General features: G+C 68.5%; 22 protein-coding genes. 12 read left to right on the top strand and 10 right to left on the bottom strand.

Translation table 11 applies throughout. The annotated features are described in order from the left end of the window. Positions 1 to 3: 3 nt before the first annotated feature. The 11 genes from QN245_RS18460 to QN245_RS18510 all read left to right on the top strand — a co-directional run bounded on the left by QN245_RS18460 (position 4) and on the right by QN245_RS18510 (position 14363). Positions 4 to 1218: an ABC transporter permease gene (locus QN245_RS18460; RefSeq protein WP_317843850.1), complete on the top strand. Its 1215-nt coding sequence runs from the start codon at positions 4 to 6 to the stop codon at positions 1216 to 1218. A gap of 12 nt (positions 1219 to 1230) precedes the next feature. Beyond that, positions 1231 to 2541, top strand: a complete 1311-nt coding sequence (locus QN245_RS18465) for an ABC transporter permease (RefSeq protein ID WP_317843851.1) — start codon at positions 1231 to 1233, stop codon at positions 2539 to 2541. After that, positions 2538 to 3779 carry an ABC transporter permease gene (locus QN245_RS18470; RefSeq protein ID WP_184450304.1) on the top strand — a complete coding sequence of 414 codons (1242 nt, stop codon included), beginning with the start codon at positions 2538 to 2540 and terminating at the stop codon, positions 3777 to 3779. The genes QN245_RS18465 and QN245_RS18470 overlap by 4 nt, the downstream gene beginning before the upstream one ends. 13 nt (positions 3780 to 3792) lie before the next feature. Further along, complete coding sequence (locus tag QN245_RS18475; protein WP_184450306.1) at positions 3793 to 5088, top strand: ABC transporter permease; 1296 nt, start codon at positions 3793 to 3795, stop codon at positions 5086 to 5088. A 46-nt stretch (positions 5089 to 5134) separates the two neighbouring features. Beyond that, positions 5135 to 6361 carry an ABC transporter permease gene (locus tag QN245_RS18480; RefSeq protein WP_317843852.1) on the top strand — a complete coding sequence of 409 codons (1227 nt, stop codon included), beginning with the start codon at positions 5135 to 5137 and terminating at the stop codon, positions 6359 to 6361. Between the two features lie 49 nt (positions 6362 to 6410). Next, entirely contained in the window at positions 6411 to 7712 is a 1302-nt protein-coding gene (locus tag QN245_RS18485) for an ABC transporter permease (protein WP_317843853.1), read from the top strand. 38 nt (positions 7713 to 7750) lie between these two features. Then, positions 7751 to 8971: an ABC transporter permease gene (locus QN245_RS18490; RefSeq protein ID WP_184450312.1), complete on the top strand. Its 1221-nt coding sequence runs from the start codon at positions 7751 to 7753 to the stop codon at positions 8969 to 8971. Positions 8972 to 9007: 36 nt separating this feature from the next. After that, the gene (locus QN245_RS18495) at positions 9008 to 10339 is read left to right on the top strand and encodes an ABC transporter permease (RefSeq protein ID WP_317843854.1); all 1332 of its coding nucleotides are present in this window, start codon (positions 9008 to 9010) and stop codon (positions 10337 to 10339) included. Then, a complete protein-coding gene (locus QN245_RS18500; RefSeq protein WP_317845401.1) occupies positions 10336 to 11571 on the top strand; it encodes an ABC transporter permease in 1236 nt (411 codons plus the stop codon). The genes QN245_RS18495 and QN245_RS18500 overlap by 4 nt, the downstream gene beginning before the upstream one ends. 102 nt (positions 11572 to 11673) lie before the next feature. Further along, positions 11674 to 13011 (top strand): sigma-54-dependent transcriptional regulator, encoded by a 1338-nt coding sequence (locus QN245_RS18505; RefSeq protein ID WP_317843855.1) that lies wholly within the window; start codon positions 11674 to 11676, stop codon positions 13009 to 13011. Beyond that, a complete protein-coding gene (locus QN245_RS18510; RefSeq protein WP_184450317.1) occupies positions 13008 to 14363 on the top strand; it encodes a sensor histidine kinase in 1356 nt (451 codons plus the stop codon). Before QN245_RS18505 ends, QN245_RS18510 begins: the two co-directional genes overlap by 4 nt. A 109-nt stretch (positions 14364 to 14472) precedes the next feature. On the opposite strand, the gene QN245_RS18515 is transcribed toward QN245_RS18510, so the two are convergent. Then, complete coding sequence (locus tag QN245_RS18515) at positions 14473 to 14994, bottom strand: GNAT family N-acetyltransferase (RefSeq protein ID WP_317843856.1); 522 nt, start codon at positions 14992 to 14994, stop codon at positions 14473 to 14475. 3 nt (positions 14995 to 14997) lie between these two features. Further along, positions 14998 to 16365, bottom strand: coding sequence for a bifunctional UDP-N-acetylglucosamine diphosphorylase/glucosamine-1-phosphate N-acetyltransferase GlmU (gene glmU / locus QN245_RS18520; RefSeq protein WP_184450321.1), 1368 nt, complete (start codon positions 16363 to 16365; stop codon positions 14998 to 15000). A 140-nt stretch (positions 16366 to 16505) separates the two neighbouring features. Between glmU and QN245_RS18525 the strand changes: the two genes are divergently transcribed. Beyond that, entirely contained in the window at positions 16506 to 16889 is a 384-nt protein-coding gene (locus QN245_RS18525; protein WP_160969295.1) for a GtrA family protein, read from the top strand. 394 nt (positions 16890 to 17283) lie between these two features. Here the strand turns inward: QN245_RS18525 and QN245_RS18530 are convergent, their stop codons facing one another. The 8 genes from QN245_RS18530 to atpE form a co-directional block, all read right to left on the bottom strand. Further along, on the bottom strand, positions 17284 to 17862 hold the full coding sequence (locus tag QN245_RS18530) for a chorismate mutase (RefSeq protein ID WP_317843857.1): 579 nt from the start codon (positions 17860 to 17862) through the stop codon (positions 17284 to 17286). Positions 17863 to 18168: 306 nt separating this feature from the next. Beyond that, positions 18169 to 18591 carry a F0F1 ATP synthase subunit epsilon gene (locus QN245_RS18535; RefSeq protein ID WP_019796279.1) on the bottom strand — a complete coding sequence of 141 codons (423 nt, stop codon included), beginning with the start codon at positions 18589 to 18591 and terminating at the stop codon, positions 18169 to 18171. A gap of 144 nt (positions 18592 to 18735) precedes the next feature. Then, positions 18736 to 20142 (bottom strand): F0F1 ATP synthase subunit beta, encoded by a 1407-nt coding sequence (gene atpD / locus QN245_RS18540; protein ID WP_160969252.1) that lies wholly within the window; start codon positions 20140 to 20142, stop codon positions 18736 to 18738. A 145-nt stretch (positions 20143 to 20287) separates the two neighbouring features. Beyond that, a complete protein-coding gene (atpG, locus tag QN245_RS18545) occupies positions 20288 to 21151 on the bottom strand; it encodes a F0F1 ATP synthase subunit gamma (RefSeq protein WP_048492349.1) in 864 nt (287 codons plus the stop codon). A gap of 185 nt (positions 21152 to 21336) precedes the next feature. Then, a complete protein-coding gene (gene atpA, locus QN245_RS18550; protein WP_160969254.1) occupies positions 21337 to 22884 on the bottom strand; it encodes a F0F1 ATP synthase subunit alpha in 1548 nt (515 codons plus the stop codon). Positions 22885 to 23031: 147 nt separating this feature from the next. Further along, positions 23032 to 23559 (bottom strand): F0F1 ATP synthase subunit delta, encoded by a 528-nt coding sequence (locus tag QN245_RS18555; RefSeq protein WP_017910292.1) that lies wholly within the window; start codon positions 23557 to 23559, stop codon positions 23032 to 23034. Between the two features lies 1 nt (position 23560). Beyond that, on the bottom strand, positions 23561 to 24031 hold the full coding sequence (locus tag QN245_RS18560) for a F0F1 ATP synthase subunit B (RefSeq protein ID WP_017910291.1): 471 nt from the start codon (positions 24029 to 24031) through the stop codon (positions 23561 to 23563). Between the two features lie 114 nt (positions 24032 to 24145). Continuing rightward, positions 24146 to 24445, bottom strand: coding sequence for a F0F1 ATP synthase subunit C (gene atpE / locus QN245_RS18565; RefSeq protein WP_010340497.1), 300 nt, complete (start codon positions 24443 to 24445; stop codon positions 24146 to 24148). Between the last annotated feature and the right edge of the window lie 68 nt (positions 24446 to 24513).

Raw genomic sequence — 24513 nt, forward strand, 5'->3', positions numbered from 1 at the left:
ACGATGCAGATCAAACCCATCCTGAGCGCGCTGGCGCGCCACCGCATCGCCGCGGGGCTGATCACGCTGGAAGTGGCGCTGGCCTGCGCCGTGTTGTGCAACGCCTTCTTCCTGATCGGCAACCGCCTGGAATTGGTGCATCTGCGCAGCGGCATCGACGAGGCCGCGCTGGGCTTGGTGTCGCTGTCCGGCTGCGACGACTGCAACAATGCCGACCTCAACGCCCGCGCGCTGGATGCGGTGCGCCGCACGCCCGGCGTACGTGCGGCGGGCGTGGTCAACAGCGTGCCGTTCGCCACGCCCACCAACAACAACGGACTGTGCCTGGACCAGGACTGCACCCAGATCGGCGGCGTGCCGCATTTCTACATGGTCAGTCCCGGCGCCGTCGCGGCCCTGGCACTGCAGCCGGACAGCGGCCGCACCTTCGGCGACGCGGACTACCAACCGCTCAAAAACGGCCTCCCGACCACGGCCGGCGTGTGGATCACTCGCGCGCTGGCCGCACATCTGTGGCCGGGCCAGGATCCGCTGGGGAAGGAGTTCTGGGCCGGCGGCCATTTCCGCGTGATCGGCACACTCGACCACCTGGCGCGCCCCGATCCAGGCCGCAGCGAAGACGGCGTGATCGGCAGCGACTGGTCGGTGGTCATCCCGGTGCGCGAAGCGGAGCGCTCAGGCACCTACGTGCTGCGCGCCGATCCGCGCGAGCTGCCGCGGGTGTTGGCGCAGGCGCGCGCCGCGGTGGCGTGGGCGGTACCCGAAGCGGTGATGGACAACGCGTACAGCAAGCCGCTGCTCGACCTGCGCCAGGAATACTTCCAGAGCGACCGCGCCATGACCGGGCTGCTGGTCGCGATCATCGTCGCGATGCTGCTGGTGACCGCGCTGGGGATCGTCGGCCTGGCCAGCTTCTGGGTGCAACAGCGCACCAAGCAGATCGGCATCCGCCGTGCGCTCGGCGCCACCCGCCGCGACATCCTGCGCTATTTCCAGACCGAGAACCTGCTGCTGGTCGGCGCCGGCGTGGCGCTGGGCATGCTGCTGGCCTATGGCGGCAACGTGCTGCTGATGCACGTCTTCGAACTGGAGCGGCTGCCGGCCAGCTACCTGCCGGTCGGCGCGCTGCTGCTGTGCGCGCTGGGCCAGCTCGCCGTGCTCGGCCCGGCCCTGCGCGCCGCCGCCGTCGCCCCCGCCATCGCCACCCGCAGCGCCTGACCCGGAGCCCGCATGTTCGCTTACTACCTCCGTCTGGCGCTGCGCAGCTTCGGCCGCAACCGCATCCTCACCGCGCTGATGGTGCTGGCCGTGGCGCTGGGCATCGGCGCGTCGATGACCATGCTGACGGTGCTGCATACGCTCTCCGGCGATCCGCTGCCCGGACGCAGCGCCACGCTGTTCCATCCGCAGGTGGATCCGCGTCCGCGCAACCTGCCCAGCGCCGACCCCGAGCCGCCGGACGAACTGACCTGGCAGGACGCCACCGCGCTGTATCGGGCGCAGGCGGCGCCGGCGCAGGCCATGACCAGCGCGAACTGGCTGCCGGTGCGCCAGACCGTGCCCAACAGCCCCTTGCGCATGCTCACCACCCGCGCCGCCACCGCCGACCTGTTCGCGATGTTCGGCATGCGCTTCCTCTACGGCGGCGGCTGGAGCCATCGCGACGATACCCAGCGCGCGCCGGTGGTGGTGCTGAGCCGCGCGCTCAACGACGCGCTGTTCGGCGGCGCCGACAGCGTCGGCAAGACCCTGACCATCGCCACCCGCCCGTTCCGGGTGATCGGGGTGATCGACGCCTGGGATGCGCAGCCGCGCTTCTACGATCTCAACTCCGGTGCGTACAAGGCGCCGGAAGCGCTGTACATGCCGTTCGAGACCTGGCTGGACCTGCCGCAGGACTACGGCTACGGGCCGATGCAGTGCTGGGGCAAGGACGGAGAGGCCGGCCTGCACGATCCCAAGGCCGCGCAGTGCACCTGGGTGCAGTACTGGGTGCGGCTGGACACGCCGGAACAGGTGCGGCGCTACCGCGCGGCGCTGGATGCCTACAGCGCGCAGCAACGCCAGCTCGGCCGCTTCGAACGCGCCCCCAACACCCGCCTGCGCAGCCTGGTCGATTGGCTGGACTACAAGCGGGTGGTGCCGGCGACGGTGCGCATGCAGACCTGGATCGCCTTCGGCGTGCTGCTGGTGTGCCTGCTCAATGCCGTCGGTCTTCTGGTCGCCAAGTTCATGCGCAAGGCCGGCGAGATCGGCGTGCGTCGCGCGCTCGGCGCCAGCCGCCGCGCGGTGTTCGCGCAATGCCTGGCCGAATCGGCGCTGATCGGCTGCCTGGGCGGCCTGCTCGGCATTCCGCTGACCTGGATCGGCCTGTGGCTGGTGCGCCAGCAACCGGTGGCCTATGCGCAGCAAGCGCATGCCGATCCCGCGATCCTGGGCATCGCCCTGGCGGTGGCCACGCTGTCGGCGCTGGCCGCCGGCCTGTGGCCGGCCTGGCGCGCTTCGCGCATCGCTCCCGCCCTGCAGGTGAAATCGCTATGACCGCGCTGCCTCCCGTGCGTCCCATCCTGTCCGCACTGGGCAGCCATCGCGCCGCGGTGGTGCTGATGGCGCTGCAGATCGCCCTGACCCTGGCGGTGCTGTGCAACCTGGTGTTCATCATCGCCCGCACCTACCAGCGGGTGCAGACCCCGACCGGGGTGATGGAACAGGACATCGGCCTGATCCAGAGCATCGGCGTGGTCGGCGAGCCGGGCAGTATCAGCAGCGTCGGCCGCAGCCTGGACATCCTGCAGGCGGTCCCCGGCGTGGAAGCGGCGGCGTTCGGCGCGCCGCCACTGTGGGGTCCTGCGCAGGCGCAACTGTTCCTGGAGCCGCAGGCCACGCAGCCGGCCGCTCGGGCGACATTGTTCACGGGCAGCCAGGGCCTGAACCGCACCCTGGGCATCCGCATCGTCGCCGGCCGCGACCTGCGCGATACGGAACTTCCCGGCGCCTCCGCGTTGTTCGGCGCGCCCGCCGAGATCGAGCGGCGCCTGCCGGCGCTGATCACCCCGTCGCTGGCCGCCAAGCTGTTCCCCGGCGCCTCCCCGCTGGGGCGCTCGCTCTACACCAGCGTCTTCAGTCAGTCGGTGCGCCTGGACATCGTCGGGGTGATGGCGCCGGTGCGCGGCGAGATCACCGGCCACGACGACGATGCCGATGCGCTGCTGACCGAACTGCGCGTCGGCAGCGAAGGCTGGGGCGGCGGCTACCTGATCCGCAGCGCGCCCGGGCAACTGGCGCAGGCGCTGCCACGCGCGGCGGCGGCGATGCAGCGCGCCAATCCCACCTACGTGCAGCAGCAGGTCGCCACCATGCAGGAGCTGCGCGCCGACTACTTCAAGAGCGACAACGCGGTGGCGCGGATGCTGCTGGCGATCATCCTGATCCTGCTCACCGTCACCGCGCTGGGCATCGGCGGGCTGGCCAGCTTCTGGGTGCAGCAGCGCACCCGGCAGATCGGCATCCGCCGCGCGCTCGGCGCCACCCGCGGCGACATCCTGCGCTACTTCCAGTTGGAAAACCTGCTGATCGTCGGTGGCGGCGCGCTGCTCGGCGCCGTGCTCGCCTACGTCATGAACCAGTGGCTGATGCAGCGCTTCGAACTGGAGCGGCTGTCCTCGCCCACCGTGCTCACCGGCATCCTCGCGGTGTGGCTGCTCGGCCAGCTCGCCGTGCTCGGCCCCGCCCTGCGCGCCGCCGCCGTCCCGCCCGCCACCGCCACCCGCAGCGCCTGACCCCGGAGCTCCCATGTTCGGTTACTACGTCCGCCTCGCCTTGCGCAGCTTCGGCCGCAACAAGGTCCTCACCGCGCTGATGGTGCTGGCCATCGCCTTAGGGATCGGCGCCAGCATGACCACGCTGACCGTGTTCTACGTGCTCTCCGGCGATCCGATCCCGCAGAAGAGCGACCGCCTGTTCTATGTGCAGGTGGATGCACAGCCCAAGGCCGGCTACCAGCCGGGCGAGGAACCGGATTTGCAGAACACCCGCTTCGATGCCGAGGCCCTGCTGCGCGAGAAGCGCGCCAAGCGCCAGGCGCTGATGACCGGCGGCAGCGTGGCGATCGAACCGCGCAAGAGCGGCCTGAAGCCGTTCAAGTCGGAAGTGCGCTTCACCTCGGCGGACTTCTTCCCGATGTTCGATACGCCGTTCCTGTACGGCCACGGCTGGACCGGCACGGAAGACGAGCGCCACGAGCGCGTGGTCGTCATCAGCAGGAAGCTCAACGAAAAGCTGTTCGATGGCGCCGACAGCGTCGGCCGCGAACTGCGCATGGACCAGAACACCTTCCGCATCGTCGGCGTGCTCGACACCTGGGAACCCAAGCCGCGCTTCTACGACGTCACCAACACCTACGGGTCGGACGAACAGGCCTATCTACCGTTCTCGGTGGCGATGGACCTGAAGATGGACCGCAACGGCAGCATGAACTGCTTCGGCGACAACAACGGCGACCAGACCGCGCTCAATGCGCCCTGCGCCTGGGTGCAGTACTGGGTGGAACTGGAAAATCCGGCGCAGGCCGCCGACTACAAGGCCTACCTGGAGAACTACTCCTCGCAGCAGCGCGCGGCCGGACGCTTCCAGCGCCCGAACAACGTGCGCCTGCGCGACGTCATGCAGTGGCTGGACCACAACGAAGTGGTGCCCGGCGACGTGCGCCTGCAGCTGTGGCTGGCGATGGGCTTCCTGCTGGTGTGCCTGCTCAACACCGTCGGCCTGCTGCTGGCCAAGTTCCTGCGCCGCAGCGGCGAGATCGGCGTGCGCCGCGCGCTGGGCGCCTCGCGCGGGGCGATCTTCGCGCAATGCCTGGTGGAGGCCGGCGCCATCGGCCTGGCCGGTGGCGTGGCCGGACTGGGCCTGGCCATGCTCGGGCTGTGGGCGGTCCGCCAACAACCGGCCAGCTACGCCAAGCTGGCGCACCTGGATCCGAGCATGCTGGCGCTGACCTTCACCATGGCGGTGGGCGCCAGCCTGCTCGCCGGCCTGTTGCCGTCGTGGCGCGCCATCCAGGTCGCGCCCGCCCTGCAACTCAAGTCCTGACCCTGCGCGCCCTGCGCCGTCCACGCCCTCTCACAAGGTCATCGCCATGGATATCCGCCCCATCCTGTCCACCTTGCGCCGGCACAAGACCGCCGCCGCGCTGATCGTGCTGGAGATCGCCCTGGCCTGCGCGATCGTCTGCAATGCGCTATTCCTGATCGGCAACCGCATCGAGACCCTGCACCGGCCCAGCGGCATCGCCGAGTCGGAACTGGTGACGATCTCGCTGGGCGGCATCGGCCAGCAGGTCAACGCCGCCGCCCGCACCCGCGAGGACCTGGCCGCGTTGCGCGCCGTGCCCGGCGTGCGCAACGCCACGCTGCTCAACCAGGTGCCGTTCGTGCACTACTCCTGGAACACCAGCCTGTCGCTGACCCCGGACCAGGAGCGCCCCACTCTCAACGCGGCGCAATACATGGCCGAAGAGGGCACGCTGAAGACCCTTGGCCTGAAGCTGGTGGCCGGACGCGATTTCGCGCCCGACGAGTACATGGATATGGACGCCGCCCAGACCGACAAGCAGATCCGAGAGAAAGGCACCGCCATCATCCTCAACCGCGCCACCGCGGAAAAGATGTTTCCGGGTCAGAACGCGCTGGGCAAGACGGTGTATACCGGCCCGGTGGGCGCCCGCGTCGTCGGCATCGTCGACCCGCTGGCGCGCCCCACCGCCGCCAGCGGCCTGGCCGAGATCGACTACGCGATGCTGCTGCCGTTACGCCTGAAGTACACCGACGGGCTGTACGTGCTGCGGGTCACCGACCCGGCGCGGCGCCAGGAAGTGCTGAACGCGGCGACCGCGGCCTTGATGAAGGTCGACAGCAGCCGCCTGGTGCTCAAGCAGCAGACCTACAGAGAGATCCGCGACGACTACTTCCAGGGCGACCGCGCGATGGTGTGGCTGCTCGGCGCGGTCTGCGTGGCGTTGCTGGTGGTCACCGCACTGGGCATCGTCGGCCTGGCCAGCTTCTGGGTGCAGCAGCGCACCAAGCAGATCGGCATCCGCCGCGCGCTCGGCGCCACCCGCGGACAGATCCTGCGCTATTTCCAGACCGAGAACTTCCTGCTGGCCAGCACCGGCATCGTGCTGGGCATGCTGCTGGCCTACGCCATCAACCAGTGGCTGATGGGCAAGTACGAACTGCCGCGGCTGCCGCTGGCCTACCTGCCGATCGGCGCGGTGGCGCTGTGGCTGCTCGGCCAGATCGCGGTGTTCGCGCCGGCGCGGCGCGCCGCCAACGTGCCGCCGGCCGTCGCCACCCGCAGCACCTGACCCATCCCCTTGGCCGGCTCCGGCCGGCCCTTTTTCTTCAGGACGCACCATGTTCGGCTACTACTGCAAACTGGCGCTGCACAGCTTCGGCCGCAACCGGCTGCTGACCGCGCTGATGGTGCTGGCGATCGCGGTCGGCATCGGCGCGTCGATGACCACGCTGACCGTGTTCCACGTGCTGGCGGCCGATCCGATTCCCGGCAAGAGCGCGCAGCTGTTCAACGTGGAGCTCAACCTGCAGCCGGACGACCGCTACGATCCGAACGACACCGACCCGCAGCAACTGACCCGCCGCGATGCCGAGGCGCTGCTGCGCGACAGGCGCGGCGATCGCCAGGCGCTGATGTCGGCCGGCAGCGTGACCGTGGTGCCGACGCAGCCGCAGCTGACGCCGTTCGGCGCCGAAGCGCGCTACACCAGCGCCGACTTCTTCCCGATGTTCGCCGTGCCGATGCGCTACGGGCATGCCTGGACCGCGGACGACGACGCCCGGCGCGCGCGCGTGGCGGTGATTTCGCGGCGGCTCAATACCCAGCTGTTCGGCGACGTGGACAGCATCGGCCGCCAGCTGCAGCTCGGCGATGCGGTGCTGCGCGTGGTCGGGGTGATCGACGCCTGGGACATGAACCCGCGCTTCTACGACCTCACCAACAACGAATACGGCGACAGCGAGGACGTGTTCGTGCCGTTCTCCACCGCGCGCGACCTGGACCTGGACGTCAGCGGTTCGATGTCCTGCTGGGGCGACAGCGGTGGCGACAAGACCAGCGAGAGCGCGTCCTGCGCCTGGATCCAGTACTGGGTGGAGCTGGATAGCCCCAACAAGCGCGCCGCCTACCTGGACGCGCTGCAGGCCTATGCGCAGCAGCAGCGCGACGCCGGCCGCTTCCGCCATCCGCCGGACATCCGCCTCAGCGACGTGATGACCTGGCTGGACCGCAACCACGCCGTCCCCTCCGACGTGCGCCTGCAGGTGTGGCTGGCGTTGGCGTTCCTGGGCATCTGCCTGCTCAATACCGCCGGGCTGATGCTGGCCAAGTTCCTGCGCCACAGCGGCGAGATCGGCGTGCGCCGCGCGCTGGGCGCCTCGCGCCGCGCGATCTTCGCCCAGCACCTGGTCGAAGTGGCGGCGATCGGCGTGGTCGGCGGCAGCGGCGGCCTGCTGCTGGCGTGGATCGGCACCTGGCTGGTGCGGCAGCAGCCGTCCACTTACGCCGCGCTGGCGCACATGGATGGCCGCATGCTGCTGCTCGCGCTGGCGTTGAGCCTGGGCAGCAGCCTGCTCGCCGGGCTGCTGCCGGCCTGGCAGGCGATGCGCGTGCCCACCGCCCTGCAACTCAAGTCGCAATGACGCGCCGCACGCGCCCCTCTCCGCCAGGAACTCCCGCCGTGTCCCTCCATCCCATCCTCTCCAGTCTGCGCAAGCACCGCGTCGCCGCCGGCCTGATCGTGCTGGAGATCGCCTTCAGTTGCGCCGTGGTCTGCAATGCGCTGTTCCTGATCGATCAACGGCTCGAACGCATGCACCGGCCCAGCGGCGTCGCCGAGCGGGAACTGGTGCAACTGCGAAGCCGCAGCGTGGTCAGCGACGGCAACGGCGCCGCGCAGACACGGGCCGACCTGGACGCGCTGCGCCGCATCCCCGGCGTGCGCGACGCCAGCATCATCAACCAGGCACTGTTCGGCGATTCGCTCGGCTACAGCGGCGTGTCGCTGCGCCCGGACCAGGAACGCAGCACCCTGCATGCGGTGCAGTACTTCGGCGACGCACGGCTGCTCGACACCCTGGGGCTGCATCTGGTCGCAGGGCGCCGCTTCGCGGAAGACGAGTTCATCGACTACGCGCAACTGCGCGATCCGGTCGCCAAGCGCATCCCGCCCTCGGTCATCCTCAGCCAGTCGCTGGCGCAACGCCTGTTCTCCGGCCAGAACGCGGTGGGCCGCACCATCTACGTCTACGGCGAACACCGCGTCGTCGGCGTGGTGCAGCGCCTGGTGCAGCCCCGCGAAGGCGGGACCACCGGCCAGTACGAAGACACGATGCTGTTCCCGGTGAACGTTCCCTACGATCACGGCACCTACCTGCTGCGCGTAAGCGACCCGGCGCAGCGCGAGGCGATATTGCGGCAAGCCAAGGCGACGCTGTCGCAACACGGTCCACGGCGCATGGTGAACGGCGCCAAGACCTTGCAGCAGGCGCGCGCGGCCTACTACCGCGACGACCAGGCGATGGCCTGGCTGCTGGTCGGCGTGAGCGTGGCGCTGCTGCTGATCACCGCGCTGGGCATCGTCGGCCTGACCAGCTTCTGGGTGCAGCAACGCACCAAGCAGATCGGCATCCGCCGCGCGCTCGGCGCCACCTGCACGCAGATCCTGCGGCATTTCCAACTGGAGAACTTCCTGCTCGCCAGCACCGGCATCGTGCTGGGCATGTTGCTGGCCTACGCCGCCAACCTGTACCTGATGAGCGCCTACGAGTTGCCGCGGCTGCCGCTGTGGTACCTGCCGGTCGGCGCGCTGGTGCTGTGGCTGCTCGGCCAGCTCGCGGTGCTGCCGCCCGCGCGCCGCGCCGCCGCGGTGCCGCCGGCGGTGGCCACGCGCAGTGTCTGACCCGACGCGGCCACCACCCAAGGAAGGAGCTGTCGCATGTTGAACTATTATCTGCCGCTGGCCTGGCGCGGCCTGCGGCGTACGCCGGTCGCCACCGCATTGATGGTGCTGGCGATCGGCCTGGGCATCGGCGCGAGCATGACCATGCTGACGGTGCTGCATGTGATGTCGCGCGATCCGCTGCCGGGCAGAAGCGCTGCGCTCTACACCCCGCATCTTGACCCGTTGCCGGCCAGTTACCCCGATAGCCAGGAGTGGAGCGATCCGGCTGACAACCTCACCTGGCCCGACGCCATGGCGCTGCTGCGCGCCGCCCCGGCCACGCCACAGGCGGCGATGACCGGCGGGCAGGCGTTGCTGTGGCCACCGCGCGGGGCCCAAGCGCCGCTCGACCTGAGCGGGCGCTACGCCAGCGCCGGGTTCTTCGCCCTGTTCGGCATCCCGTTGCAGCGCGGACGCGACTGGAGCGCACAGGACGACCAGAACCATGCCCGCGTCATCGTGCTGAGCCGCACCCTGGCCGATACCCTGTTCGGCGCGCGCGACCCGGTCGGCCAGCGGGTGGCGCTCGGGGAAAAGCGCATCGGCTTCGAGGTGATCGGCGTGGCCGGCCCATGGAATCCGCAACCGCTGTTCTATGGCGATCCGGGCAGCAAGGGCAGTTTCGGCCAGCAGGACGATTTCTTCCTGCCGCTGTCGACCGCGATGGAACTGGCGCTGGACGTCAACGGCAACATCAGTAGCTGGGACAAGGTCAGCGGCGACGACGCGGCGCGATTAAAAGATCCTTCGACCAGCTGGCTGCAATTCTGGGTGCGGCTGGACACGCCGCAACAGGTCGCCGACTACCAGCGCCTGCTCTACGACTATGCCGCGACACAACACGCCAGCGGACGCTTCCAGCGCCCGCCGGAGCGTGCACGGCTGTACGCGTTGATGGACTGGCTGCGCCACCTGCGGATGGTGCCCGACGATGTGCGCCTGCAGACGCTGCTGGCACTGGGCTTCCTCTGGATCTGTCTGGTCAACGTGATCGCCTTGCTGTTGGCGAAATTCCTGCGTCGCGGCGGCGAGATCGGCGTGCGGCGCGCGCTCGGCGCCCGCCGGAGCCACGTGTTCCTGCAGTTCGGCAGCGAAGCCGCACTGATCGGGCTGCTCGGTGGCGGCCTGGGCATCGCGATCGCCGAGCTGGGTCTGTGGAGCGTGCGCCAACGCCCGGACGACTACGCCAGGCTGGCGCGGATGGACCTGCAGATGCTGCTCGCCACCGTGGCGCTGGCGGTGATCGCCGCGCTGCTGGCGGGCCTGCTGCCCGCATGGCGGGCGAGCCGGATCAACCCCGCCCTGCAGATCAAGGACCTGACATGAATCTGCCGATCCGCCCCATCCTCTCCAGCCTGCAGCATCACCGCCTCACCGCCGCGCTGCTGGCGCTGCAGGTCGCGCTGACCTGCGCCTTCGTCGCCAACGCCGTGTTCCTGATCGGTGGGCGCATCGAACGGTTGCGGGTCCCCAGCGGCTTGCCGGAGCAAGAACTCGCGCTGATCTCGGTCCGCGGCGTCCAGAGCGATGGCAATGCGTTGGCCCAGCAACAATCCGATCTGCAGGCATTGCGCGGCATCCCCGGTGTCACCGCAGCCGCCGCGATCGGCTTCAGCCTGCCGCTGTCCGGCGGCGCCAACGACTATGGCGGTTGCCCCGACCGGCAGACGCTGGACCGCGCGATGGCGCAGCATTCGATGGACAATACAGGGTGCATCCAGGCCACGTATTACTCCGGCTCGCAAGGTTTCGTGCAGGCCATGGGCGCGCACCTGATCGCCGGCCGCGACTTCCGTGCCGACGAATATTCCACCGCCTCGCCAAGCGCCGTGATCGTCACCCGCACGCTGGCGCGGCAACTGTGGCCAGGTCAACCTGCGGTGGGCAAAACGCTGTATGGCGGAGTCCAGGGCGCCATCGTCGTCGGCGTCGTCGACGATCTGCTGCGCACGACGCTGCGTGGCGCAACGGTCGACCACCTTGCCGCACTGTCGCCGCAGCTTCCCGCGGGCAACCACGTGCAATATCTGTTGCGCAGCGCGCCGCAGGACCGCGAACGGGTCCTGGCCGCAGCGGCCGGCGCGCTGGCAAAGGCAGGGCCGCTGCGGCTGATTCCGCGCGAAGGGCGCCGCAGCTACTCCCAGCTGCGGCAGCGCTATTTCCAGCGCGATGCCACCATGATCGGGTTGCTGCTCGCGGCGACCACGGGCCTGTTGTTCGTGACCGCCCTGGGCATCGGCGGCCTGGCCAGCTTCTGGGTGCAGCAACGCACGCGCCAGATCGGCATCCGCCGTGCCATCGGCGCGACCCGTCGCGACATCCTGTGGCATTTCCGGACCGAAAACCTGCTGATCGTGAGCGTCGGCAGCGCCGTGGGCATGGTGCTGGCATTGCTGCTCAATCACGCGCTTTTGCAGCGCTACGATCTGCCACGCTTGCCGCTGGGCTACCTGCCGGCTGTCGCTGCAGCGCTCTTGCTGCTCGGCCAGCTGGCGATACTGCCGCCCGCGCGCCGCGCCGCCGCGGTGCCGCCGGCAGTGGCCACGCGCAGTGTCTGAGCCAGCGATGCGCGGACACACGACAAGCCGGACGCAGGCTGCGATGATGCGGCCTGATCCGTTTTCCTCCACCGGCGCGCCGACCCGCGCCCAAGGTGCACGATGCCCTGCCTGCTGATCATCGACGACAACCCCGCGGTCGCCACTGCGCTGGAAGTGCTGTTCTCCCTGCACGACATCGACACGGTGTATGCCGACAGCCCGCAGGCTGGCCTGCAGCGCCTGGCCGAGAGCGACATCGACCTGGTGCTGCAGGACATGAACTTCACCGCCGACACCACCTCCGGCGAGGAAGGCGTGGCCCTGTTCGAGGCGATCCGCACGCGCCATCCGGACCTGCCGGTGATCCTGCTGACCGCCTGGACCCAGCTCAGCAGCGCGGTGGAACTGGTCAAGGCCGGCGCCGCCGACTACCTGGCCAAACCCTGGGACGACCGCAAGCTGCTGACCACGGTCAACAACCTGCTGGAACTGTCCGAGACGCGCCGCGAACTGGAGCGCCGCCGCGACGGCGAGCGCCGCCATCGTCAGCAACTGGCGCAGCGCTACGACCTGTGCGGCGCGGTGTTCGCCGACCCCGCCAGCGAGCGCGCCATCGCCCTGGCCTGCCAGGTCGCGCGTTCGGAACTGCCGGTACTGATCACCGGCCCCAACGGCAGCGGCAAGGAGAAGATCGCGCAGATCATCCAGGCCAATTCCTCGGTGCGGCGCGGCCCGTTCGTGGCGCTGAACTGCGGCGCGATCCCGGCCGACCTGATCGAGGCCGAACTGTTCGGTGCCGAGGCCGGCGCCTACACCGGCGCCAACAAGGTGCGCGAGGGCAAGTTCGAAGCCGCCGACGGCGGCACCCTGTTCCTGGACGAGATCGGCAACCTGTCGCTGGCCGGGCAGATGAAGCTGCTGCGGGTGCTGGAGACCGGCCGGTTCGAGCGGCTCGGTTCCAACCGCGAGCGGCAGGTCAAGGTGCGGGTGATCAGCGCCACCAACGCCGACCTGACCGCGATGATCCGCGAGGGCAGCTTCCGCGAGGATCTGTACTACCGGCTCAACGCGGTGGAACTGTCGCTGCCGGCGCTGGCCGAGCGCCCCGGCGACATCGTGCCGTTGGCCGAGCACTTCCTCTCCGGCGACAAGCCGCTGTCGTCCGGCGCCTGCCAGGCACTGCAGCGCCACGCCTGGCCCGGCAACGTGCGCGAACTGCGCAACGTGGTGCAGCGCGCCGAACTGCTGGCCAGCGGCGCGCAGATCGAGGCCGCCGACCTCAACCTGCCGAAGCCCGCGGCGCCGCGCATGACCGCCGCCGCCGAGCCCGACCGCGAGCGCATCGTGGCCGAACTGGGCCGCGCGCACGGCGTCATCGCCCAGGCCGCCGCCGAACTGGGCATGAGCCGGCAGGCGCTGTACCGGCGCATGGACCGCTACGGCATCCCGCGCGAATGAAACTGCGCCGCTCCTTCACAGCCATGCTGTTCCTGCGCCTGCTGCCGGTGCTGGCGCTGGCGGCGGCCTTGCCGTGGCTGCTGGCCTACTGGATGGACCGCGGCTGGGAAGTGGTGACGGCCTCGACGCTGGCCCTGCTGCTGCTGATGTGGTGGACGCTGCGCCGCGCCACCGCGCCAATGCGCTCGGTGTTCCGCGCCCTGGCCGGCACCGTCAGCAGCTATCGCGACGGCGAGTACAACTTCGGCGTGCACTGGCGCGGCGACGACGAACTGGGCGAGATGGTCGCCGCGCACGCGCAACTGGGCGAGATCCTGCGCGAGCAACGCCAGGGCCTGGCGCAGCGCGAGCTGATGCTCGACACCATGGTGCAGAACACCCCGGTGGCGATGCTGCTCACCTCCAAGGGCGGCGACGGCCTGCGCCGCGTGGTGTTCTCCAACCTGGCCGCGCGCAAGCTGCTGCACAGCGGCTGGAAGCTGGAAGGCCAGCGACTGGACGACCTGTTGCTCGGCGTGCCGGCCCCGCTGCGTGAGGCGATCTCGCGCGGCGGCGACAGCCTGTTTGCGATCGAGGGCGGCGACGAGGATCCGGACGAGGAGCAGATCTACCACCTGTCGCAGCGCCGCTTCCATCTCAACGGCCGCCCGCACGAACTGCTGCTGATCCGCCTGCTCACCGCCGAGCTGCGCCGCCAGGAAGTGCATACGTGGAAGAAGGTCATCCGGGTCATCAGCCATGAGCTCAACAACTCGCTGGCGCCGATCGCCTCGCTGGCGCACTCCGGCGCCGAACTGGTGCGGCGGCAGAAGGTGGAGCGGCTGGAAGAGGTGTTCGGCACCATCGAGGAACGCGCGCGGCACCTGGAAGGCTTCATCCGCGGCTACGCGCGCTTCGCCAAGCTGCCACAGCCGCAACTGCAGACGGTGCACTGGGCGCAGTTCCTGGCCGGGCTGCAGCAGCAGATTCCGTTCGCGCTGGACCTGGAGTCGCCGGACCTGCACAGCCGGGTCGATCCGGCGCAACTGCAGCAGGCGCTGCTCAACCTGGTCAAGAACGCGCACGAATCCCTGCCCGAGGGACAGACGCCGGCCGACGGCGTGCGCGTGCGTGTGTCCACACGCCCGGACTGGCTGCGCCTGGAAGTGCTGGACCGCGGCAGCGGCATGAACGAGGCGGTGCTGCACAACGCGCTGATGCCGTTCTATTCGACCAAGCGCAACGGCACAGGCCTGGGCCTGGCCCTGACCCGCGAGATCGTCGAAGCCCACGGCGGCCGCCTGTCGCTGCACAACCGCGACCAAGGCGGGTTGTGCGTGACGGTGCAGTTGCCGCAGGGGGAGCGGGGCTGATTGTTTTTGGAGCCGGGATTGGGGATTCGGGATTGGAGATTCGTAACCCGGCTCCCGAGAAACATGGCAGCCGCTGCAACCTGAGAGACGGCGACTTGCCGCACCCCGCTCAGCGCAACGGCAATGGACAGCGCATCGCCACCCGCAGGTGCATCGGAAAACCGAGTGCGGCTTCCTGTTGCCAGGTCGCGCACAACTGCGGCCCCCACTGCGTAGGCGGCAACTCGACGAAGCCTTCGCTGGCGTAGAACGGCGCATTCCACGGCACGTCGCGCAAGGTGGTCAGCAGCATGCTTGGGAAGCCGGCCGCCATCGCGGCTGCGCGCGCATGCCGTAGCAGCGCACGGCCATGGCCGCGACGCCCGTAGCGCGGATCCACATCCATCTGTTGCACATGGAAACCATCGTCCAGGCATCCGCCGAGCAGATAGCCCGCGCAATCGCCATCGTCGTCCAGCGCCACCCACAGCTGCTCGCGCGCCAGTCCTGCACGCAGGGCGTCCATCTCCAACGCATGCGCCGCGAATACGGCCTGCGCCGCATGGCCCTGCAGCAGGGCGCCGGCGCGCCGCTCGATTTCCGGCAACCGCGCCAGCTCGTGCTCGCGCGCCAGGCGGATGTGCCTGGCCATGCCTCAGTCGCGCTTGCCCGGGCGTTTCCAGCCCTCGACGGTTTCCTGCCGCACCCGTGCCACGCTCAGCTTTCCGGCCGGCGCGCTGCGGGTAATCACCGAGCCGGCACCGATGGTGGCGCCCTCGCCGATCTCCAGCGGCGCCACCAGCGCGCTGTTGGAGCCGACGAACACGCCATCGCCGATCACCGTCTGCGACTTGTTGACGCCGTCGTAGTTGCAGGTGATCACGCCGGCGCCGACGTTGACGCCGCTGCCGATGGTGGCATCGCCCAGATAAGTCAGGTGATTGGCCTTGCTGCCGACACCGAGCACCGCCTTCTTGGTCTCGACGAAATTGCCGATGTGCACGCCATCGGCCAGCACCGTGCCCGGTCGCAACCGGGCGAACGGACCGATCTGCACCGCGCCCTCGGCCACTACGCCTTCCAGATCGCAATGCGCGCGCACCTCGGTGCCGGGCCCCAGCACCACGTCCTTCAGCCGCACGAACGGGCCGATGCTGACGCCGTCGCCCAGTTCCACCTCGCCTTCCAGGATCACGTTGGCGTCGATGCACACGTCGTGGCCGACACGCACGCGGCCGCGCTGGTCCAGGCGATGCGGGTCGATCAGCTGCACGCCCTGTTCGCACAGCGCACGCGCCGCGCGCAACTGCCAGGCGCGCTCCAGTTGCGTCAGCTGCCACGGATCGTTGGCGCCCTCGGCCTCGATCGGATCGGCCACCAGCACCATTTCCGCCGGAGTGAACTCGGCGGCAGCCGCGGCGAACACATCGGTCAGGTAGTACTCACGCTGCGCGTTGTCGTTGCGCAACTGCGCCAGCCAGCGCTTCAACGCAGTGGACTCGGCGGTGACGATGCCGGTGTTGATGGTGCGGATGCGCCGCTGCTCGTCGTCGGCATCCTTCTGCTCGACGATCGCCGCGACCTTGCCGGCGGCGTCGCGCACGATGCGGCCGTAGCCGGTGGGATCCTCCGGTTCGGCCACCAGCACCGCGACGCGGCCGGGCGCATGCAGCAGGCGGATCAGGGTTTCGGCGCGGATCAGCGGCACGTCGCCGTACAGCACCAGCACCGTGGCCGCGTCGGGCACGGCCGCCATCGCCTGCTGCACCGCGTGGCCGGTGCCCAGCTGTTGCGCCTGCTCGGCCCACAGCAGGTCCGGCTGGTCGGCGAAGGCCGCCAGCACCGCATCGCCGCCATGGCCATGGACGATGTGGATCGCATCCGGCTGCAGCTGGCGCGCGGTCTCGATCACGTGCGCCAGCATCGGCCGGCCGGCGATCGGCTGCAGCACCTTGGGCTTGACCGACTTCATCCGCTTGCCCGCGCCGGCGGCGAGGATCACGACGTGCAGTGGCAGGCTCATGGGGCGGTTCCGTTGCGGGTGGACGACGAATTCTAGAGGCTGCCGGCCACGCCTGCCGTCACGACCGCGCCACACGCGACGGGCTGTACATCGACGCCGCAGGCGCTAGCATGCGCGATCGTCTCCTCCTGCGGATGTTCATGGGTCTTTTGCGCCAGGGCAGCCAGTTCCTGCTGATCGGCCTGCTGCAATTGCTGATCGACTGGAGCGTGTTCGTCGCCGCCACCGCGGCCGGCATGCCGACGGTGCCGGGCAACGTGCTGGGCCGCGTCTGCGGCGCCCTGCTCGGGTTCTGGCTCAACGGCCGCATCACCTTCGCCAGCGACGACGCCGCACGCCTGGGCTGGCGCCGCTTCGGCCGCTTCATGGCCATGTGGCTGGTGCTTACCGTGCTCAGCACCTGGCTGGTGGCGCTGTGCGCGCACGCGCTGGGCCTGCGCCTGGCCTGGCTGGCAAAGCCGCTGGTCGAAGGCATGCTGGCGGTGGTGTCGTTCTTCCTGGGCCGGCAGCTGGTCTACCGCTAGCCCTGGCAGCACGGCGGGCGTACAGACGGCACGCCGCTGCACGCAATCGGCATAGATGGCTGTCGGGGCTGAAGCCCCTCCCACAAGAGCCAGCGGATGCCGGGAGCGTCCCTGTGGGGGCGACTTCAGGGAACCTCGAATAACCACGCAGTCCCTTTGTAGGAGCTGCTTCAGCTGCGACAAGCTCTACCGGAAACGCCGGTCGCGGCTGAAGCCGCTCCTACGAGGATAAAGATGTGTCCGGCTGCGCCGCGGCAACGAGTGTTATTAGAGAGACCCTTCAGTCGCGACGATCGAAGCCCGAACGACGGGCCCGCATCTGGGGCGCTGATCGCCAGAACAACTTCGCCTCCCTCCAACGCAGGCCATCCGTCGCCGGCCCACTACCGAAGACTCAGTGGCAGAAATCGCCCAGGCTGCGCACCAGCGCGGTGCGGTGCAGCTGGTCCAACTGCCAGCGCAGCGCATAGGCCTCGGCCGCGCGCGCAGTCGTGGCCGGGCAATCCGGGGCCTGGCGCACCGCGGCGCTGGCCTGCAGCGCATCCAGCATCTCACCCTGCAGCTGATCCAGGCGCGCACGCAGCGCGGTCAGGTCCGGGCGCGGGCTGTTGGGCGCGCGGCCACGCAGGTGCCAGCGCGACAGCAGTTCGTACTGCACCAGCTTGTTGGATTCGATCTGCATGCCGAAGAAACGCGCCGCATCGTCCGGATCCACACCGTGGGCCGGCGCCTGATCGCGCACGCTCGCCAGCACCGCGGCCTCGCGCGTGGCGTCCAGCACCGGTTTGCCGCTGTCCCACTTGCTCAGCGCGACCTGGTCACCGATCGCATTGCGCTCGGCGATGCGATCCAGCAGCGGCTCCAGCGGGGTGGCGCTGCGTGCGGGCAAAGCGCATCCCATCAACAGGGCGCCGGCCAGCACGGCGGTCAACGCGTGCACGCAGGGACGAGGAACGGAAGCGGACAGGGGCATCTCGATTCTCCGGTAACCGTCTGCGGGTGGGGGATGGACCGCAGATCGGGCGGTCATCTTGCCGTAGTCCGCGGACCGAACGATGACCGCACTCGAGTCTTGTCGCATGACATCGCGGCCGAGTCAGCGACCAGCAAGCCAGCGCCGTGCGCTGCGTCGCATTCCGCATCGATGCCGCGACGACGATCCAGGCGCACGCGCGCGGACGCACCACGTAAGCGCGGAGCACCCATCTCCAGACACGACAACGCCGGCAAACGCCGGCGTTGTCGTCGCGCATGCGGCCGCTGCCGCGTGGCACGGAACTCAGTGCTTGAGGTTCTTGCGCAGGCGCTCCAGCGCCTGCAGCTGCGCGGTGACCTCGGCCAGCTTGGCCTGCGCCTCGGCCACGTCCATGCCTTCGCCGCGGTTGGCGAGCAGGCGCTCGGCTTCTTCCTTGGCCTTGCGCACCGACGCCTCGTCGATGTCCTGCGCGCGGATCGCGGTGTCGGCCAGGATCGTCACCACCTGCGGCTGCACCTCGAGGATGCCGCCGGAAATGGCGAAGTCCAGCTGCTCGCCGCTCGGGGTGGTCACCACCACCTTGCCGGGCTTGAGCCGGGTGATCAGCGGCGCGTGCTTGGGCGCGATGCCCAGCTCGCCCAGTTCGCCGGTCGCGACCACCAGGGTGGCGTCGCCGTGGTAGATCTCATGCTCGGCGCTGACGATGTCGCAACGGATGGTGCTCATGATTACCTCGCTGGCGCGAGGCGGGATTGGGGAGTCGGGATTGGGGATTGGCACAAGCGGTCGCGCCGCTTGGTCCTCACACCCACTCCCTTGTCCTCGATGCCGCCTTGCGAATCCCTAATCCCGAATGCCGAATCCCGGCGCTTACGCCTTCTCGGCCATCTTCTTGGCCTTCTCGACCGCTTCCTCGATGCCGCCCACCATGTAGAAGGCCTGCTCCGGCAGGTGGTCGTACTCGCCGTCGACGATGGCCTTGAAGCCGCGGATGGTGTCCTTCAGCGACACGTACTTGCCCGGCGAGCCGGTGAACACTTCGGCCACGTGGAACGGCTGGCTGAAGAAGCGTTCGATCTTGCGCGCGCGCGACACGGCCTGCTTGTCCTCTTCGGACAGTTCATCCATGCCCAGGATCGCGATGATGTCCTTCAGTTCCTTGTACTTCTGCAAGGTGGACTGCACGCGGCGGGCGGTGTCGTAGTGCTCGTGGCCGATCACGTTCGGGTCCAGCTGGCGGCTGGTCGAATCGAGCGGATCCACCGCCGGGTAGATGCCCAGCGAGGCGATGTTACGCGACAGCACGACGGTGGCGTCGAGGTGGGCGAAGGTGGTCGCCGGCGACGGGTCGGTCAGGTCGTCCGCGGGCACGTACACGGCCTGGATCGAGGTGATCGAGCCGGACTTGGTCGAGGTGATGCGCTCCTGCAGCACGCCCATTTCCTCGGCCAGGGTCGGCTGGTAGCCCACCGCCGACGGCATGCGGCCCAGCAACGCCGACACTTCGGTACCGGCCAGGGTGTAGCGGTAGATGTTGTCGACGAACAGCAGCACGTCCTTGCCCTTGCCCGACGCGTCCTTCTCGTCGCGGAAGTACTCGGCCATGGTCAGGCCGGTCAGCGCGACGCGCAGGCGGTTGCCCGGCGGCTCGTTCATCTGGCCGTACACCATCGCCACCTTGTCCAGGACGTTGGAGTCCTTCATCTCGTGGTAGAAGTCGTTGCCCTCGCGGGTACGCTCGCCCACGCCGGCGAACACGGACAGACCCGAGTGCGCCTTGGCGATGTTGTTGATCAGTTCCATCATGTTGACGGTCTTGCCGACGCCGGCGCCGCCGAACAGGCCGACCTTGCCGCCCTTGGCGAACGGGCACATCAGGTCGATGACCTTGATGCCGGTTTCCAGCAGCTCGGTGGCCGAGGACTGGTCTTCATAGGTCGGCGCCGCGCGGTGGATTTCCCAGTGATCGCTGGCCTGCACGTCGCCGGCCTCGTCGATCGGACGGCCCAGCACGTCCATGATGCGGCCCAGCGTGCCGGCACCGACCGGCACCGAGATCGCACGGCCGGTGTTGGTGGCGATCAGGTTGCGCTTGAGGCCGTCGGTGGAACCGAGGGCGATGGTGCGCACGATGCCGTCGCCCAGCTGCTGCTGCACTTCCAGCGTGATGGCGGTGCCTTCGACCTTCAGTGCGTCGTAAATCTTCGGCACATCGGCACGCGCGAATTCGACGTCGACGACCGCGCCGATGATCTGAACGATCTTGCCCTGACTCATTTTGCTGCTCCGGTTAGCTTTAGTTCTGTCCGGATGGCCTGCGCCATCCCATGGATTTCGTGATTGGGGATTGGCGATTCGGGAGTGGTAAAAGCGCGCTGCGCTGCTCTTGCCAATCCCGACTCTCCAATCCCGAATCCCGGCACTACACGGCCGCTGCGCCGCCGACGATTTCGGAAATTTCCTGGGTGATCGCAGCCTGACGCGCCTTGTTGTAGACCAACTGCAAGGTGCTGATCAGCTTGCTGGCGTTGTCGCTGGCCGCCTTCATCGCGACCATGCGCGCCGCATGCTCGGACGCCACGTTCTCCAGCACCGCCTGGTACACCAGCGACTCGATGTAGCGCGTCATCACGTGCTCGAGCACGGTCGCGGCATCGGGTTCGTACAGGTAGTCCCAGTCGTGGTGCGCGACCTGGCTCTCGGCCGCCGGCAGCGGCAGCAGCTGGTCGAAGCTGGCCTTCTGCGTCATCGTGTTGACGAAGCGGTTGTAGACCAGATACACGCGATCCAGCTTGCCTTCGGTGAACGCATCCAGCATCACCTTGATGACGCCGATCAGCTGCTCCACGCGCGGCAGGTCGCCCAGGTGGCTGACGCTGCCGACCATGTCCACCTTGAGCCGGCGGAAGAACACCGAGGCCTTCTGGCCGATGGTGACCACGTCCACCCCCGCGCCCTGGTCCTGCCACTGGCGCACTTCGCCCAGCATCTTGCGGAACAGGTTGTTGTTCAGGCCGCCGGCCAGGCCGCGATCGGAGGAGATCACGATGTAGCCGACGCGCTTGACCGACTCGCGCTGCACCAGGAACGGATGCGTGTAGTCGGTGCTGGCCTGCGCCAGATGCCCGATCACCTGCTTCATCGCCTGCGCGTAGGGACGCGAGGTCTTCATCCGATCCTGCGCCTTGCGGATCTTGGAGGCCGAGACCATCTCGAGCGCGCGCGTCACCTTGCGGGTGTTCTGCACGCTCTTGATCTTGGATTTGATTTCGCGTCCGCCTGCCATTACTCGCTCGCTCCGCTCGTGGGATTCGGGATTCGGGATTGGGGATTCGCTAAAGCTCCCAAACCCACCTCGCCTACAAACCCAACTATCTGAATCTGAAGATCCGGAGCGGTGATCGGGATCGACCCATCCCCTGAACCACCGCTCTTACGAATCCCGAATGCCCAATCCCGAATCCCGGCTCTTTACCAGCTACCGGTGGTTTTGAACTCGCCGATGCCCTTCTTGAACGCGGCCTCGATGTCGCCGTTCCAGTCGCCGGTGTCGTTGACCTTGGCGATCAGCTCGCCCTGGGTGTTGGCGAAGTGGGCGTGCAGGCCCTCTTCGAACGCCAGCAGCTTGTTGACCGGCACGTCGTCGAGGTAGCCCTCGTTGACGGCGTAGATCGACAGCGCCTGGTTGGCGATGGACATCGGCAGGTACTGCTTCTGCTTCATCAGCTCGGTGACGCGCTGGCCGCGCTCAAGCTGCTTGCGGGTGGCTTCGTCCAGGTCCGAGGCGAACTGCGCGAACGCCGCCAGCTCGCGGTACTGCGCCAGCGAGATGCGGATGCCGCCGGAGAGCTTCTTGATGATCTTGGTCTGCGCGGCGCCGCCGACGCGCGACACCGAGATACCGGCGTTCACCGCCGGGCGGATGCCGGCGTTGAACAGGTCGGTTTCCAGGAAGATCTGGCCGTCGGTGATCGAGATCACGTTGGTCGGCACGAACGCGGACACGTCGCCGGCCTGGGTCTCGATGATCGGCAGCGCGGTCAGCGAACCGGTCTTGCCCTTGACCTCGCCCTTGGTGAACTGCTCCACGTAGTCCTCGGACACGCGCGCGGCGCGCTCCAGCAGGCGGCTGTGCAGGTAGAACACGTCGCCCGGGTAGGCTTCGCGGCCCGGCGGGCGCTTCAGCAGCAGCGAGATCTGGCGGTAGGCCACGGCCTGCTTGGACAGATCGTCGTACACGATCAGCGCGTCTTCGCCGCGATCCATGAAGTACTCGCCCATGGTGCAGCCGGCGTAGGCGCTGATGTACTGCATCGCCGCCGATTCGGAGGCGGTCGCGGCGACCACGATGGTGTGGGCCAGCGCGCCGTTCTCTTCCAGCTTGCGCACGATGTTGGCCACGGTCGAGGCCTTCTGCCCGATCGCCACGTACACGCACTTGATGCCGGTGTTCTTCTGGTTGATCACCGCGTCGATGGCCAGCGCGGTCTTGCCGGTCTGGCGGTCGCCGATGACCAGCTCGCGCTGGCCGCGGCCGATCGGGATCATCGCGTCGACCGACTTGTAGCCGGTCTGCACCGGCTGGTCGACCGACTTGCGCCAGATCACGCCCGGCGCGACGCGCTCCACCGGCGCGGTCTGGCTGGTGCCCAGCGGGCCCTTGCCGTCGATCGGCTCGCCCAGCGCGTTGACCACGCGGCCCAGCAGCTCCTTGCCGACCGGCACTTCCAGGATGCGGCCGGTGGTCTTGGCCACGTCGCCTTCGCGCAGGCTCTCGTAGTCGCCGAGCACCACGGCGCCGACCGAGTCGCGCTCCAGGTTCAGCGCCAGGGCGTAGGTGTCGTTCGGCAGTTCGATCATTTCGCCCTGCATCACGTCGGCCAGGCCGAAGATGCGCACGATGCCGTCGGACACGCTGGTGACCGTACCTTCGTTGCGCGACTCCGCGGCCAGCTTGACCTGCTCGATGCGGTTCTTGATCAGTTCGCTGATTTCGGAGGGGTTGAGCGTGGTTGCCATCTTGGTTTCCTTCGGATCGTCCATCGCGCAGCGGCGGATGGCGACGTGTGGTTAGCTTCTTTGAGAATCGGGAATGGGGAATCGGGAATCGGGGGTGGCGTCGCCGCCGGGCCGGGTTCTCTCCTCTCTATTCGCCATTCCCGTTTCTTAGTGGGCCAGTGCGGATTGCAGACGCGACAGCTTGCCTTTCAACGAACCGTCGATGACCACGTCGCCGGCGTCGATCACCGCGCCGCCGATCAGCGAAGCGTCCACCGCCGTGGTGATCTCGACCTCGCGGCCGAAGCGCTGCTTCAGCGCCACCTTCAGCGAGGCCACCTCGGCATCGCTCAGCGCCGTCGCGGAGGTCACGTTGGCCTGCACCACGCGCTCGGCCTCGGCCCGCAGCTGGTCGTACAGCCCGGCGATCTCCGGCAGCAGCGGCAGCCGCTGGCCTTCGGCCAGCAGGCTCAGGAAGCGCTGGTACTGCTCGTCGGCGGCTTCCGGCGCCAGCAGCGACACCGCCTGTTCCCGCTGCAGCAGCGGGTTGTGCAGCAACGCGGCCACGCGCGGGTCGGCCGCGACCTGGGCGGAGAACGCCAGCGCCTGCGACCAGGGCGCGAGCTTGCCGGCGTCGCTGGCCGCGGCGAACGCAGCGCGAGCGTAGGGACGCGCCAGTGTGAGGGCCTGGCTCATCTCAGATCTCCGCCGCCAGCTCGTCGAGCAGCGCCTTGTGGGCGTTGGCGTCGATTTCGCGCTTGAGCAGCTTCTCGGCACCGCTCACCGCCAGCAGCGACACCTGGCGACGCAGGTCCTCGCGCGCACGGTTGGCCGCGGCGTCGATCTCGGCCTGGGCCAGTTCCTTCTGCCGGTTGGCTTCGACGATCGCCTCGTGCTTGGCCGCCTCGACGATCTGATTGGCGCGCGCATGGGCCTGATCGATGATCTCGTTGGCCTTGATGCGGGCGTCCTTCAACGCTTCGTTGACCTTTTCCTGCGCCTGCGCCAGATCCTTCTGACTGCGATCGGCGGCGGCCAGGCCTTCGGCGATCTTCTGTTGGCGCTCTTCGATGGCCTGCATCAGCGGCGGCCAGATCTTGGTCGCGACGATCCAGATCAGACCGGCGAACGCCAGCGCCTGGGCAAAGAGGGTGAGACCGATATTCATGGGGTACGCTCAGCCAATGGTGACGGGGTGGACGCGCCGCCAGCACGGCAGCGCGTCCGAACCTTCATCCGTAGCGGCGGCCGCCGGTGGCGACCGCACGCCGGTACGACGGGATCAACCGCCCTGCGGCAGACGCGCGACGAACTCGCCGATCATCGGGTTGGCGAACGCGAACAGCAGGCCGACCGCGACGCTGATAATGAACGCGGCGTCGATCAAGCCGGCGGTGATGAACATGCGGACCTGCAGCACCGGGATCAGTTCCGGCTGGCGCGCGGCCGATTCCAGGAACTTGCCGGCCATGATGGCCAGACCGAGGCCGGCGCCCAGCGCGGCCAGGCCGATCATGATGCCGACGGCGAGGACGGTGGAGCTCTGGACTTGGGCGAGGTTGGTCAGGACGGCGAAGTACATGGTTTTCTCCAGGAACAAAGTTGCTTGAGGATGGTGAATCGAACGAAGGGTTGCTTAGAACGCGTGAA

The organism is Xanthomonas rydalmerensis (assembly GCF_033170385.1).
GTDB classification, from domain to species: domain Bacteria; phylum Pseudomonadota; class Gammaproteobacteria; order Xanthomonadales; family Xanthomonadaceae; genus Xanthomonas_A; species Xanthomonas_A rydalmerensis.